This window comes from Bradyrhizobium sp. CCGB01, assembly GCF_024199795.1.
Classification (GTDB): Bacteria; Pseudomonadota; Alphaproteobacteria; order Rhizobiales; family Xanthobacteraceae; genus Bradyrhizobium.
Genome location: NZ_JANADK010000001.1, coordinates 2778966 through 2793601, shown reverse-complemented (window position 1 = coordinate 2793601; position 14636 = coordinate 2778966). Strand labels below are relative to the sequence as shown.

At 59.2% G+C, this 14636-nt stretch carries 14 protein-coding genes; 10 read left to right on the top strand and 4 right to left on the bottom strand.

The features are described 5' to 3' along the window. Positions 1–23: 23 nt before the first annotated feature. The gene (locus NLM25_RS12820; protein ID WP_254117148.1) at positions 24–884 is read right to left on the bottom strand and encodes a LysR family transcriptional regulator; all 861 of its coding nucleotides are present in this window, start codon (positions 882–884) and stop codon (positions 24–26) included. A 138-nt stretch (positions 885–1022) separates the two neighbouring features. Between NLM25_RS12820 and NLM25_RS12815 the strand changes: the two genes are divergently transcribed. From NLM25_RS12815 to NLM25_RS12795, 5 genes are all read left to right on the top strand, one after another. Further along, the gene (locus NLM25_RS12815; protein ID WP_254117147.1) at positions 1023–1571 is read left to right on the top strand and encodes an NAD(P)-dependent oxidoreductase; all 549 of its coding nucleotides are present in this window, start codon (positions 1023–1025) and stop codon (positions 1569–1571) included. Next, positions 1549–1881, top strand: coding sequence for an NAD-binding protein (locus tag NLM25_RS12810; RefSeq protein WP_254117146.1), 333 nt, complete (start codon positions 1549–1551; stop codon positions 1879–1881). Before NLM25_RS12815 ends, NLM25_RS12810 begins: the two co-directional genes overlap by 23 nt. A gap of 36 nt (positions 1882–1917) precedes the next feature. Beyond that, a complete protein-coding gene (locus NLM25_RS12805) occupies positions 1918–2742 on the top strand; it encodes an oxidoreductase (RefSeq protein ID WP_254117145.1) in 825 nt (274 codons plus the stop codon). 46 nt (positions 2743–2788) lie between these two features. Then, positions 2789–3637 carry an alpha/beta fold hydrolase gene (locus NLM25_RS12800; protein ID WP_254117144.1) on the top strand — a complete coding sequence of 283 codons (849 nt, stop codon included), beginning with the start codon at positions 2789–2791 and terminating at the stop codon, positions 3635–3637. 102 nt (positions 3638–3739) lie between these two features. After that, on the top strand, positions 3740–4270 hold the full coding sequence (locus NLM25_RS12795) for a VOC family protein (protein ID WP_254117143.1): 531 nt from the start codon (positions 3740–3742) through the stop codon (positions 4268–4270). A gap of 1109 nt (positions 4271–5379) precedes the next feature. Here NLM25_RS12795 and NLM25_RS12790 read toward each other — a convergent pair. The 3 genes from NLM25_RS12790 to NLM25_RS12780 form a co-directional block, all read right to left on the bottom strand. Next, entirely contained in the window at positions 5380–5619 is a 240-nt protein-coding gene (locus NLM25_RS12790; protein ID WP_254117142.1) for a hypothetical protein, read from the bottom strand. 228 nt (positions 5620–5847) lie between these two features. Then, positions 5848–6057 (bottom strand): cold-shock protein, encoded by a 210-nt coding sequence (locus NLM25_RS12785; RefSeq protein ID WP_254117141.1) that lies wholly within the window; start codon positions 6055–6057, stop codon positions 5848–5850. Positions 6058–6504: 447 nt separating this feature from the next. Further along, on the bottom strand, positions 6505–7758 hold the full coding sequence (locus NLM25_RS12780; protein ID WP_254117140.1) for a GAF domain-containing sensor histidine kinase: 1254 nt from the start codon (positions 7756–7758) through the stop codon (positions 6505–6507). 126 nt (positions 7759–7884) lie between these two features. On the opposite strand from NLM25_RS12780, the gene NLM25_RS12775 reads away from it, so the two are divergent. The 5 genes from NLM25_RS12775 (at position 7885) to NLM25_RS12755 (ending at position 13538) form a co-directional block, all read left to right on the top strand. Continuing rightward, on the top strand, positions 7885–8232 hold the full coding sequence (locus tag NLM25_RS12775; RefSeq protein ID WP_309143593.1) for a response regulator: 348 nt from the start codon (positions 7885–7887) through the stop codon (positions 8230–8232). A 284-nt stretch (positions 8233–8516) separates the two neighbouring features. Further along, positions 8517–10880: a PAS domain S-box protein gene (locus tag NLM25_RS12770; protein WP_254117139.1), complete on the top strand. Its 2364-nt coding sequence runs from the start codon at positions 8517–8519 to the stop codon at positions 10878–10880. Positions 10881–10933: 53 nt separating this feature from the next. After that, a complete protein-coding gene (locus NLM25_RS12765) occupies positions 10934–11401 on the top strand; it encodes a DUF2971 domain-containing protein (RefSeq protein ID WP_254117138.1) in 468 nt (155 codons plus the stop codon). 947 nt (positions 11402–12348) lie between these two features. After that, the gene (locus NLM25_RS12760) at positions 12349–12807 is read left to right on the top strand and encodes a hypothetical protein (RefSeq protein WP_254117137.1); all 459 of its coding nucleotides are present in this window, start codon (positions 12349–12351) and stop codon (positions 12805–12807) included. Then, entirely contained in the window at positions 12804–13538 is a 735-nt protein-coding gene (locus NLM25_RS12755; RefSeq protein WP_254117136.1) for a hypothetical protein, read from the top strand. Before NLM25_RS12760 ends, NLM25_RS12755 begins: the two co-directional genes overlap by 4 nt. The last annotated feature ends 1098 nt before the right edge of the window (positions 13539–14636 follow it).

Below are 14636 nucleotides of genomic sequence, written 5' to 3'. Positions count from 1 at the left end.
CGCAGCATGCGAAGATTGTCGAATCATGCGGTCGCATTCACGAGATGGTCCGATACAGTCGAGATGAACGCGCGAAGACGCTCAAGACGCCGCAGGTCCCGGTGGTATCCCATCCAAATGTCCCGCGCTGGCGGCGGCGTCGGTAGTTCCAGCCTGCGGATACCCGGGATCTGATTGCCGACCACGCGGGGCAGAACGGCGATGCCGACGCCTTGCCTGCACATGCGCCCCTGAACGTTGCGGTTGTTCGATCGCAGGACCGGTTTCGCGTTGGGGAAACTCTCGATGAGCCACACGATGTCGGGGAAATTGCCTGTGGATGTGTCATGGGTGATCAGCCGAAAACCGGTCCCATCGCCATATTTGGGATCGGCCGCCTCCTCGGCGATGTAGACGCCGTATTCGAGCCTGAAGAGCCGCCGCTGAACGACATCGGCAGTATCGAAGGGAACGATACGAAAAGCGACGTCGGCCTCCCGTTGGGAAAGGTTGACTCGGCGCGTGCCGGTCAGGATTTCGACATCGACATTGGGGTAGGCTTTCGAGAAATCCGCCAGAATTGGAGGCAGGACATAGGCCCCGAACCAGTCCGCTGACGTAATGCGCAGACTGCCTTTGAGATTTTGCTCCTGCCCTGCAAGCCGGCGCTCCATGGCCAGCGCGCCTTCTTCCATTTGCTCCGCCAGTGCGATGATCCCGTGGCCTTCGTCGGTCAGAACAAGCCCGTCCGCTGTGCGCTGGAAGAGCGTGTGACCGATCGCCTGCTCTAGTGCGCGAAGGCGCCTGCCTACGGTTGGATGGCTTGTCTGAAGAGAACGCGCGGCGCCGCCGAGCGTGCCCGATCGCGCAACAGCAAGAAAGATTCTGACGTCACTCCATTCCATCGCGACACCCGCACAAAACTGAACACCGAAAGTACAGTTATGTCACTCAAAGAACAAATCTAAGCACCTAGGTTCCTGCCATCGCCCGGCTGCCTGCGTCCGATCCCGCGCACAGCCCTCATCGACAGGAGATAGAACATGCAGATCGGATTTATCGGTCTCGGCAGCATGGGCTCGGCAATGGCCCTGAACCTCGTGAAGGCAGGCCATGATGTCCGGGCCTGGAACCGAAGCAAGGTCGCCCAGAATAGCGTCCCCAGGGTGAGGCTCGTCGAACTCGCCGCGGATGCATTCCAGGCTGACGCTGTCTTTACGATGCTGTCCGACGACTCTGCCATTCGTGACGTAATCCTCGATGCCGGCTTGCTCGCAAGCGCGCGCCCAGGACTGACCCATGTCGTCGCATCGACGATCTCGGTCGCATTCGCGCGGGAACTGGAGCTCCTGCACGAAGAGGCGGGCCTTGGCTATGTGTCCGCGCCGGTCCTCGGTCGACCGAACGTAGCGGCGAGTGGCCAGCTCAACATCCTCGCAGCCGGGAAAGCCGATGCAATTGCCGCGATTGAGCCGCTGCTCGCTCCGCTCAAGCAAAAAGGTCTGGAAGTTGGGGGAGAACCCCGCGCGGGCGAATGCGGCAAAGCTCGGTTGCAACATGATGATCGCCATGGCCATCGAGGCGATGGCTGAGGCTGTCGTGCTGACCGAGAGCGTCGGCCTCGGCCGCGCGGATTTCTTTGAACTCATCTTGGGCACCCTGTTCTCGGGCCGCGCCTATGAGAGCTACAGCACGCAGATCAAGGAACGATCTTTCGAGCCGGGTTTCAAAGCCAGGCTCGCTCTCAAGGACATGCGCCTGGCGACTGAGGCCAGCAACGAGATCGGACGCACGCTCCCGATGCTTGAAGCTGTTCGCGAGGGGCTCAGCCAAGCTGTCTCGGCGGGCCTCGGGGAGAAGGACTGGTCGATCATGGCCGATATGACGGTACGCGGCGGCTAGCGTGGCGTCGTTTGAAAACAACTTGGAGAAGAAGTCATGAAAACCTGGCTCATCACAGGCTGCTCAAGCGGCTTCGGCCAGCGGCTCGCGCTCGCTGCAGCACAGCGGGGCGATCGGGTCATCGCGACGGCCCGCGATGTCAAGATGGTCGAGGAAATGGCCGCGCCTTTCGGTGGCCGCATGATCACTTGGCCGTTCGACGTGACCGATGCGACGGCAGCCAAGGCAGCGGTCGCAAAGGCGGTCGAGACCTTTGGCGGGTTTGACGTGCTCGTGAACAATGCCGGCTACGGGCTGTTCGGCGCGATCGAGGAAGGCACGCCCGAGGAATATCGGGCGATGTTCGAGGTGAATGTCTTCGGTCTGATCGAAACCACCAGAGCCGCCCTGCCCGTCCTGCGACGTTCGGGCGGAACGATCGTCAACATGTCGTCCGGCGCCGGCATCGCGGGCAGCGCCGGCGGAGGTTATTACAACGCCGCCAAGTTCGCCGTGGAGGGGATTTCCGAAGCGCTCGCCGGCGAGCTGGAGCCGTTCGGCATTCGCGTGCTGATCGTCGAACCTGGGCCGTTTCGCACCGATTTCCTTGGCCGCTCGATCACGGTGGCGGCGAACGAGATGCCGGAATACGCCGCGAGCTCCCGCAGGCACTATCGCGAAACCAACAACGGCAATCAGGCGGGCGATCCCGACAAGGCGATCGCGGTGATCCTGCAGGCAGTCGACGCCGATGACGCCCCGCTTCATCTGCCGCTCGGCCCGATCGCGCACGCGATCGCTGAGCGGAAGCTGGCTGCCTTCCGCAGCGATCTCGACGCCTGGCGCGACATCGCGATCGCCACCGATTTCGAGCAGCCGTGAACATGCCACGAGCTCCGTTTGAACAACATCTGACTGGAAAGCGATCATGATCTCAGCTTTGAAGGGGTTTACCCAGCAGCTGGTGCCGGTGAATGGCATCAAGATCAACGCCGTCACAGGAGGCTCGGGCCCGCCGATCCTTCTGCTTCACGGCTGGCCGGAAACATGGTGGGAATGGCACCACGTGATGCCGTTGCTGGCCGAGTATTTCAGCGTGGTGGCCATGGATCTGCGCGGCGCTGGCTTTTCCGACTGCCCGCTCGACGGCTATGACAAGGCGACGATGGCGCGCGACGCGCATGAGGTGATGATTGCCCTTGGGCATGAACGCTACGCCGTGTGCGGACACGACATCGGCGGAATGGTCGCCTTGCCGCAGGCCGCCATCTATCGGGAAGTTGTTACCCACCTGGCTGTGCTCGACGTTCCGCTTCCCGGCTGGACCGGATGGGAGGCGACGACCGCAAGGCTCTGGCACTTCGGCTTCCATACGAACCGGGATCTACCAGAGCGCCTGATTCATGGCCGTGAATATGACTATGTTTCGACCTTCATGGCAGAGCGGTTCTACGATCACAGCACCTTCAATCCGGCGGACATCGAGATCTACGCCAAGGCGATGGCGCTTCCTGGCCGCACGCGTGGCGGCATGGAATGGTACCGCACCCTCGCCGCCGATCATGCGACTGCGCTCGCGTACAAGAAGCAACCGCTCGCGATACCGGTGCTTGGCCTGGGCGGGGACCAGCGGTTCGGTGCGCAGATGGTGCCGATGCTCAGGGAGTTCGCCACCAATGTGAGGGGCGGCTCGATCGCGCGGTGCAGCCACTATGTCGCGGACGAGCGGCCGGATGAAGTCGCAGCCGCCCTGATCGAGTTCCTCAAGGCCAATTGAAGCTCGGCGCCCGCGCCGTCGTCGACCGGGCGGATCGCGAGGCTGCGGGCGCATTGCGCCCGCGGCGATCGCGATGGATCGAATCTAGCAAAGGAGACTGTCATGACTAAACCCGTCATTCGCGGCGTCAATCATATCGGCATCACGGTGCCCGACATCGAAGCAGCAAAGTCGTTCCTGGTGGAAGCTTTCGGCGGCCAAGTGATCTACCAGTCCTTCGGACCGCAGGATCCGCCACGGCAAGGACCCGAATTCGAGCGGGCCGTCGGCGCTTTTCCCGGAACGGTCGTGCGTGCGCAGGCGATGGTCAAGATCGGGACCGGACCCGATATCGAGCTCTTCGAAATGCACGGTGCCGAGCAAGCCAAGCCGATTCGGGCGAGCGACTTCGGCATCACGCACTTCGCTCTCTACACGGACGACATCGATGCATCGGTCGAGCGCTTCGAGAAGGCGGGAGGCACACCCCTTACCGCGCCGCGCGCTATTCCCTACGCAACCGAGAAAGGTCCTGGAAACAAGGTCTGCTACTGCCGCATGCCCTGGGGCACGATGATAGAGTTCATCACCACGCCGGACCGCATGGCCTATCATAACCAGACGGATCTGCGCAGGTGGCAGGACGCAGACTGATCGCGCGAAAAGGGACCGACCGCTTCTAGTCTGTCGCTGAGGTCAGCAAAGAGCACGAATCTGTCCGCTTTCGACTGGTGACCGGACCACGTTCATGCGGTCAGCCGTGGCAGCCATTGACCATTGCAGACCTCGCCTGTGGCTAACCTGACATCGTTCTAGGTACCCGAAAAAGCTTGAGCAACGAGATCGGGCGGTGATCAGCGCTTGTCTGCCGTTTGACCGTTGGCCTTCTTCTCGAGTTGATCATTCTGTCGAGTGCGTTGCTGAGGAGCTCATAAGGCATCATCTGGTAGGCGGGCGGTGTCTGGTGCTTACTCTGGGCCGAACATGGCAAAATGGGGTTCCCTTTTCGGCCGCCTTCCTACATAGTTCGGCATGGCAAAAATAAAAGTGAACTTCAAACCAGTTCGTAAGTCAGAAGGCGACTGGGCTATCATCGCCGAGTACCCGGGCACAGAAGCGCGAGAGATTACGGGCTTCACGAGCAAAGCCGAAATTGACGAATGGATGAATGGAGAGCGTCGGATCGCTTGGCTCCGATCACAGGGTTACGCGAAGTGACTCGATGAACCCCTTGAGCGGTGCGTCCGGTGCTTCTGGAGTGGCTGAAGGATCGTAGATCTTTCGTAGCATGTCGGCGGCCTGAGTCGACCGTACGCAAACGGCGGGACCTCGACCAGCGTTCCGATCAATCGCAACAACGCTTGTTGTTCGGGTTCCTTCCCGTCACGTTTGTGGGCTCGCGTGCGATGAACCATGCGTCCCCGTTTAGGCTCCGGTATAGCTCGCGCCGGTCTGACATTTTTTCCCTCCCTGCTGCTCCGGGCACTGCCTGACGAGCCCTTCGGGATGCGGAGATCAGTGGCGATAAGAAAGCTGATCTTCCGTAACCACGCGTTCAATGTTCTCGGACGTGCACTTGATGCGATATTTTACGCGTCCATCGGACTCGATCGGCATGCACTGTACGATCGTGTAGATCCTTGGCAGTTCAGTTGCGGCGCGTCCTTGGGGACCTTGAGCGTGGTGGCGAACCTCTTCATTTAGCTTATAGGCGTATGGCATATTTGCTTTCTCGGCGTTTACGGGTCTATCGGCGGTCTTACTTAGTCTTCGAGAATGGATTTTGTCGCCTCGAATATCTGTTCCGCGCTGCCCTTGATCGTGCCCTTTGCCCAGGCTTGGAATACCGTGACGTATGCGTTCTTGTGTGCCGCTTCGTCCGCGGAGAAGTAGACTTCGTCTGTCGCAGTATCCAAGACAAGCGCGCCTGTATCGATACAGATTTCCTCGATCAGGACTAAGCGTTCTTCTTGCTCGGCTAGATGACGTTTAACGATGCTCAATTGATCTCCTGCTTAACAATGAGGAATCACGTTCCCGATGCGGCTGGTGAACATGGTGACGTAGTCACCGGACACAAGCCACAGTCAAAGGAAGCCGTAGGGGCGCCCGCTTTTCGATCTCTCTGCCTGCTTGAATGAAAAACCCCGCCCCGATAACCCGGGAGCGGGGCAGGACCAAAAGCTCTGCCAGTACATCCGTGGCTAGAGCGACAGGTCTGGTGTTCTTAACTAAGCGGCACGAAGATTTTCGGCAGCAGACTTGCCCGTACGACGGTCTGCGACGACGTCGTACGACAGCGTCTGACCTTCATTCAGGGTGCTCATCCCGGCGCGTTCGACCGCGCTGATATGAACGAAAACGTCGTTGCTACCGTTCGCCGGCTGGATAAAGCCAAAGCCCTTTTGGCTGTTAAACCACTTCACTGTACCTGTGTTCATCACGTCTTTCTTTCGTATACGCGCAGGAGTTGGCGCACGGACTCGCGGTCCGTGCGCGGTTAGTCGATGTTGGAGAATGTCTGAAACGTGCGCGCCGTCAGGAACTGAGGCGAAAGCGGAACAGTTGTTCGGCCAGTATCGATACGTCAGATCATACATCAGCAATTCACAAACTTCAAGAAAAAGCGAACGGTGCTTCTGGTCATTGTTCTTCGAACCAGCGACAGATTACGGAACCGAACTTGATTCATCGAAAATGTAAAGGATTGCTCGTTGGCATCGCAGAACGATAACCACCTTCGGTGATTGTTGTGGAGTACCCCAGGCGCAGTCACCGGGAAACCACGCGTTTCGCGAGCAAATCCGAAATTGACTTCGCGGGACAGAAAGACGCAGCGCATCCCAACCGGGTGTCTGCCACACAAGACCCACGTCGCTCAGCCAGTGCTACAACGGCATCTTGAAAGTGAAAATCGTTTCGTTCGGTGTTGACACTGCGTCCAGCTTACCACCGTGGGCACGCGCGATTTCCGACGAAATATACAAGCCCAGACCCAGACCGTTCTGACTGGGCCTGTCGCCGCGCGTGTAGGGCTGAAACAGATACGTCATTGCTTTGTCAGATATCGGCGTACCGTAGTTCGTCACGGAGAGTGTAAACTCGGCCTCGTTGGTCCAAGCTGTCACCATGACCGCTCTCTCCGGGTCACCATAGGTGATGGCGTTGCCCAACAGGTTGGAGAAGAGCTGACCGAGTTTACTTCGATCGCAACGGACGGGTTCTTTGATTTCGATGACTGTCTCGATTTTTCTGTCAGGCCACGCCAACCTGACTTCGTTCACCACTCCCTCCAGAACCGGGGTTAGCGACTGTTGAGCGTCGGGCTTGATCGTCAAGCCGCCGCCCAACCGCCCGCGGGCAAAATCCATGATGTTATCGACGAGCCCGGCCATCCGCAGGACCGACTTCTGCATTTCAGCGATAACGGCCTGAGATCGACCATCATTGATATCCCTCAGGAGGATGCGCAGACCAGCGTCGATCGAGGCCAGCGGATTGCGCAGATCATGGCCCAGCACTCCGATGAACTGTTCGCGCAACTCAGCCGTTCTCCTCTCATCCACCAGATCGGCCTGGCTAAGCCTAAGGCTCTCTTCGGCCGACATGCGATCGTGCTCGCTCTTGCGCAGACTGGACTCGTGGATCGACAGATCAGATTGGCTCTGCTCAAAGCGCGCGTTCATGCTTAGCTGAGCAGCTATCAACTCAGCAAACAGTTCGAACGTGCTGATCACTTCAGGTCGGTCCAGATCGCGAGGCTCGGGATCGAGAGCGCAGAGCATGCCCCAGACCGCGCCATCAACTAGCTTGATGGGCGCCGCAATATAGCTCCGAAAGCCGTATTGCTCAGGAGACGGGTGATTACAATAAACACCGTCGGTCTGAACATCATTGATAACGACGACCTCGCTGTGTTCGCTGGTCTTGCGGCCTGTCGTCTTCTCAATGCGAAGCTCGCCGCCTAGTGGCAAACCAAAATCGGTGAGGTCCCGCACCGCACAGCAGACCCAATTGCCGGTCCTCACCCTCGCAATTGCGACAAAACGCATCCCGGTGATACGGCCAACCGAGTCAATTATTTTGGGAACTGCGTGGATGTGCTGGACCTCATCAACATCCGCTCGCAGGCCAGTGTTCATAGCAAACGCCCTCTCAGCTCCTCGACCCGTTATAACGGTTCAATCGGAACAATGTTCGCCGGAACCTATCAAGTGGCTGACTGTTAAGGCTGATTGATCGAAAACTAAAAACGCATTGTGAGTAGCATGCCCGTCGTCTTGATTGTCGAGGATGATTTCCTCCTCCGTTCTGGCGCAGCCGATATGGTGAGGGAGCTGGGTTTTGAGGCGATCGAAGCCGCTGACGCCGACGAGGCGATAGAGCTGCTCGAGCGGCGGAACGACATCGACATTCTGTTCACTGATATTCAGATGCCGGGCTCGATGAACGGGCTAAGGCTCATCGCGGTCGTCAGAGACCGATGGCCACCGATTCTGCTCCTTGTGACTTCGGGTCAGTCACGCCTCCCAGCGACCAGATGCCTTCGGGAACGCGGTTCTTGTCCAAACCATACTTGCAAAACGAACTTAAGTCTCATTTTGAGGCGCTCCTAAACTAGCCGCCCGGCTAAGCCGACCGATCGGACAGCAAGCTTGCAAGGCGGCAACTTTCCCAGTCTGCGCGGGCCGAAATGGCATTCAAGCTGGAAAGCCGGCTCGGCGGGCGCACTTCGCACACCGTCCTCTGGGCTTATGGCTACGCTTGCAATGTGACTTTGGGGGCGGCCTCCGTCATCCTTAATACGAGCCGTGCCGCCTTTCATTGGAACTAAGACTGATGGAGCCGCGTTTCATCGAAATGGTGTCCCAACCCACACTGGGGCTGGGATAGGATTTGTATGGAAGTCTCCAACCGCTTCGAAGCCGCACAGACGAGCGACGGCCGTTATCGGCTGCTCGTCGAAGCGATCACCGACTACGCGATCTACATGTTGGATCGCGAAGGTCGCGTAACCAGCTGGAATCCAGGTGCGAGGCGCTTCAAGGGCTATGAGGCGGATGAGATAATAGGTCGTCATTTCTCGACCTTTTACACCGATGCCGAGAGGTCGCAGGATGTCCCTGCGCAAGCGCTGGCAGAGGCCGAGCGTACAGGCCGCTTCGAGCGCGAAGGTTGGCGTGTCCGCAAGGACGGCACGCAGTTCTGGGCCCATGTAGTCATCGACGCGATCCGCTCGCCCGAAGGGCACCTAGTCGGCTTCGCTAAAATCACCCGCGATTTGACCGAGCGAAGGGCGGCGGAAAGGAAACTGCGCGAAAGCGAAGAACAGTTCCGCTTGCTCGTTCAAAGCGTGACCGACTACGCTATCTACATGCTGGATGCCGGTGGCCACGTGGCAAGCTGGAACGCCGGCGCGCAGCGTATCAAAGGCTATGCCCCCGAAGAGATCATCGGCCGACATTTCTCTAATTTCTACACGGAAGCCGACCGTGTCTCCGGGCTTCCCGCGATTGGCCTTGAGACCGCGACCCGAGATGGACGCTGGGAGCACGAAGGTCAACGGGTCCGAAAGGACGGCACTACGTTCTGGGCACACGTGGTGATCGACGCGATCCGGGACGATGCTGGCAAGCTTCTCGGCTTCGCCAAGGTGACGCGGGATATCACCGAACGCCGCGAAGCGGAAGCCGCACTCCAGACGGCGCAGGCGACCATGATCCGTTCGCAGAAGCTTGAGGCGATCGGGCAACTCACCGGTGGCGTTGCGCACGACTTCAACAACTTGTTGCAGGTGATCAGTGGAAATCTGCAGCTACTGAGCAAAGACATCGCCGGCAACGTCCGGGCTGAGATGAGGGTCCAAAGCGCCCTCGCAGGTGTTGCCCGCGGTTCGAAACTTGCTGCTCAATTGCTTGCCTTCGCAAGGCGGCAGCCGCTGGAGCCAAGAGTGGTGAACGCCGGGCGCCTGATCAAAAACATGGACGAGATGCTCCGTCGCGCCCTCGGCGGGGAGATCGAAGTCGAGACGGTAGTCGCGGGCGGGCTATGGAATAGCCTAGTTGACCCGGATCAATTTGAGAATGCCGTCTTGAACCTCGCGATCAACGCCCGCGACGCGATGAATGGCGAAGGCCGACTGACGATCGAAGCAAGCAATGCCTTCTTGGACGACGAATACGTCAGGCAGCATGACGAATTGTCTGCGGGACAATACGTGATGATCGCTGTGACTGATACGGGCACCGGCATTCCGCCTGACATTCTGGAACGGGTTTATGAGCCATTCTTCACCACCAAGGCCGAGGACAAGGGCACGGGCCTGGGCCTCGCCATGGTTTACGGTTTTCTCAAGCAGTCTGGCGGACACGTCAAAATCTACAGCGAGGTAGGTGCCGGGACCACGGTGAAACTGTACTTCCCGCGATCGGTAGCAAGCGAAGATACTCTGGTCGGGCCTGCGTCAGGCGAGGTGCAAGGTGGGGAGGAAACCGTTCTCGTGGTAGAGGATGACGATGAGGTTCGCGAAGTCGCGGTCTCTATGCTGACCGAACTCGGCTACCGCGTCGTCAAGGCGCGAGATGCGGCGAGTGCACTCGTTGTGGTCGATAGCGGCATCCCGATAGATCTGATCTTCACCGACGTAATGATGCCTGGCAGCCTACGGAGCCCGGACTTTGCGCGAAAAGCCAAGGAACGATTGCCTAATGTCGCTGTACTTTTCACATCCGGCTATACCCAGAACGCCATCGTGCACGGCGGGCGGCTTGATCCCGGGGTAGAGCTTCTGGCCAAACCTTATACGCGCGAGGCGCTCGCTCGGAAAATCAGACACGTGTTGGCCAATCAAGCTCAAAGGCGCGCGGCTCTGGGATCGCGGCACTTGGACAATGAAAAGACTTTCAAGAACGCAACCGTGTTGCTGGTCGAAGATGACGACCTCATCCGCCTTACGACGACGGAGATGCTGAGCGATATCGGATGCCAAGTGAGAGAAGCCAGAACGGCTCAAGAGGCCCTGAAGCTCCTGGATGAGCACCCTGTTGACATTCTACTCACGGATGTCGGTCTGCCCGGGGTTTCAGGTCTGCAGCTCGCAAGGGAGGTCCAAGCGCGCCGGCTCAATCTACGCTTGGTTCTCGCGACAGGTGACAGCGCAGTGCAAACCGAAGCCGCTCAAGTGGGCGCGATACTCATCGTGAAACCCTATACCGCGGAGTCTCTTCGTCAGGGGTTGGAAGACGCGATGAAGAAACGTCGCTGAATAGGTGTAGGAAGACGCGGTCTGAAGCGTTTGTGAACGAGACGAATGCGTTCATGCAGAACTATCGCGTGTTTTGTGTCACAACCGACAAGGCCTCCGAACGCATGTGGAAGGATTATGCCAAAGAACACCAAGGTATCGCCCTGCGCATCACGCCAAGCGTCGAGAAGGCTTCGAAGTACCTGAAATTCGCGCCCGTGACCTATCAAGAGAAGCGCCCACCGATCTTCGCTAAGGTGGCCGATTTCGCGGCGGAGTCCCTATTCGGCAATCAAACCGAACGGGCGCGCACAGTCCTCGAAGGGATCATCTACACCAAGACCAACGCTTATAGATTCGAAAACGAGTACCGGCTCGCTATTCCGCTCGGCGAAGGGGAAGAGGATTACCGGACGCAGCCTTTCCATCCCGAAGAGATCACCGAGCTCTATCTCGGTGCCGCCATGACGGACGCCGACAAGCAGGAGATTGTCGCTACCGCCAAGGCACTCAATCCGGCGATTGTCCAATCGTTGTCGTGACGATACGCCCATCGCCTATCAACTCGTAGAGCTTCGTGCGTCCCAGGCCGGTCGCTTCGCGAGCTTCGTCAATCGTGCAGGCGATCCGTTGTGCAAATGGCATCGTGTACTGCTCTGCGGTTTCCCGAGCGGATAGACTGGCGTGTGACTGTCGTTCGCCAGTTTTCTCTCGTCGCTTGTAGCTCACGTGGCCCTCCAATTCGCACAAAGGTCAACAGGGCAAGAGTTGATTGTGCGATGAGCAACGTCAATGCGAACATCCGAAGGCACTTGCGTACGACAGCGCACGACAGCGGCGGTTTGAATGTTTCCGGATACCAAAGGCGACGAGGAAATTTTTCGCGAGTCCGCCAGCCACAGTGGGGCATCGGGCCGAGGCTGGTCTGCCAATATCGGGAGAAAATTTCGCAGGCGTCCGCCGCTGTTCACCAGCGACTTATTCAACCATTATTCAACGAGTTCGGCTTAAGGCCACCTAAGTGCCTGAGATTGCTGGCGCTCCCTAGGGAAGCGAGGAAACTCTATAAAAAACGGCAAATCTTGAAAAGTTTGGGAATCACTCGCTGCATTGAATTGCAAAGGGTTTCAAGATCGATTCCCAAACATCACCCCATGCCGAGGGGGAAGGTCCGCACACCGCGCGCGAGTAGCGCCGCGGGGCACGATACCTACATGATATTCGGCGTTCGCAGCGCCGGCACCCGCAGCACCTTTTCGACCAGCACACCACCAAGGAGACCACCACTATGACGCCGAAACATCGAATGAAAGACAAACGACATGAAGCCCATAATGGAAGGGCCCGGTCACCGACATGACCAGGCCCTGAGAAGCTCGTCTCGACAGCTCACCATCACGAAAGCTATCGCCGACAAAAATAGATCGTCGCTCTCGCTCGCGCAAGGGCCACTGCATCGCCTCGCCTCAAAAAACATGGAGGCGCGCCGATGAACCGTCAGCCGCGCCGCTCTCGAAAGAAGGCGAGCGAGGTCGATCCGACACGGATCGGCCAACTGCTCCGGCTGGCGCTAAGCTCGAACCAGACCGGCGAAGCTGTCGCTGCGATCGCGGCGCTGAAGCGCACGCTTGGAGCTGCCGGCCTGGACCTGCATGATCTCGCAGGCGCCGCGGAACGCGGCCTGCAGCCACAGTATCAGCAGCAGCAGCCACGCCAGCGTGGATCATGGGGCCCGCCTGAGCCGTCTCTCGACGACTGGAATAGCATGGCGTGGTGGTGCTTCCATCACCGCTACCGTGTGCCCGTTCATCAGCGCGAGCTAGTCGAGGACCTGCTCTTAGGTCGCGGCGAGGGTTTCGCTAATGGCCAGATTTGCCGCTGGGCCATTAGCGAGCTGCGTGCAATCGTCGTGAGCGTGCGGGCCGCTCTCGCGGAGGCGCGGCCATGATCTCGGAGAACGCGGGCGACAAGCAGACGCTGCTCGCCCGGGGGCGCCTCAAAGAGGCCAAGCAATGGTTCGCCCACCGCGGCTGGGAAGTGCTGCCACGGAACAAGCGCGGCTGGAGCATCCTAAAATGGGGCGCCGACCATGCATACCTGGCATCCGCCGCCAACCCTGAGCGGTCGGTCCGCCGCTGGTGCCGCCGCTGGGCTCCGTGGCTGACCGATGCCAAGCTCAACCAGATCGTCGCCGACGCCGAGACGTCAAACAGACGCTGGTCACACGATCAGTGCGCCATCACGCTCGAGATCACCGTGCGCGACCGCCAAGCCCTTCGATTTCGTTTCATCGGCGCCAATGATGATCCCGACTACAAAGAGCGTGACGCGGCGAAGAAGGCGAAGAACGCTGCAGCCAACCGCCGATACCGGGCGAAGCGTAGCTCCGGCCGCAAGCGAGGTCGGCCGAAGTTGGAAGTCCCGGCATGGAAGGTTGCAGGCTACAACAGCAAGCGAACCTATCAACGCCATAAGGCGAATGGAACATTGGCCGCTCAGGGTGGCACCAAAAATGCGAGATGCGACATAAGTAAGAATAGAACGCATCACGGAATAAAAGTGCCATTGCCAACGCAGCCGAGCAGCGATCTCGCCGGCACCGACTTTTCGAGGTTCGGCATCACCGCCATCCATGTCATCAGCAACAACCGTGTTGTTCGCCATTGGCCCGCAGGCTGAGAGCGCGGCGCCTGAAGCGTCCGCGCTAGCACACCGTCTCCTCGACGGCCTGCCAGACGCGCTTCGCGCGGGGCGCCGTGGATTGATGGACCACATGCGCGGCCGCACACCTCCCGACCTCGCCGACCTGGACTCGTGGAGACCCGGCCGCGCCTGCGGCGAGCTCTGCCGTTCCGCGTGTCACCACCGAGTCCTAATCTGGGACAAATGGGACATGCCGGGAAGATGTCCCAAATGTCCCAAATGATGCGCTCGAAGGAAAGGAACAAAAGCGCCGTTATTAACTTATGTGACTCATCTACGGATCAGGAACGAAGTCAGTGGTGGAGGAGACGAAGGCGGAACTGCCAAAACAACAGACGCAGGATGGCCCACGTTGCCCAACCTGCGCAGCCTTCCCCCGTCTGGCTCAATCCATACTCGATACCCGCAAGGGCAAGACCGTTCGGCTCTACCAATGTAAGTGTGGCGAGCGCATTTGGGACGACTAGTGCCCGCGAGGTAATTCAGACTCGGGCGCTGAGCCAACAAGGATTTCGTACGCTCGCTCGGCCTGCTCCCGCGTCAAACTGGCTGCCCAGTCGGTGCCGATCAGTGCTGGACCCCGGCGTTCTCGATCGTAAACCATCCAACCAACGCCGCCAATGCGAATGAGAAATCTGGTCGCTGCCCGCGCGCTTTCACTCACCATCGCCTCTCAATCACCTGCAGAGGTGGCGAGTACGCCGCTTATGTCCCGACTGCATTTGCCTATGTGAATCAATTCGGGAAAAATAGGCAACAGAACTGTGCGAAAGCGAACAGAGCGGCCTTTCGCTGTGTGCGTGGGCGCGCCCCTGCTTGGTGCAACCGACACCAAAGCGCAGCGGCCCGGCCCACACCCCCGAAATACCCCGCCGGGCCGGGGCCGTCTCGCTGACTCAGTAGCCGCTGCTGCAGTGGCCCATGATCGCGCGCCGCGGCTCACCTCGCTCCAAATCCGGCCGAACGTCGGCGCCGCGTGATCCGCACGCTTGGCAGACACTCTGGGCAGACGCATCCGGACGCTCGGATTTTTCCTGGCCCTAATCTGGCTTTCGCGAGAACCGCCCGAACCGC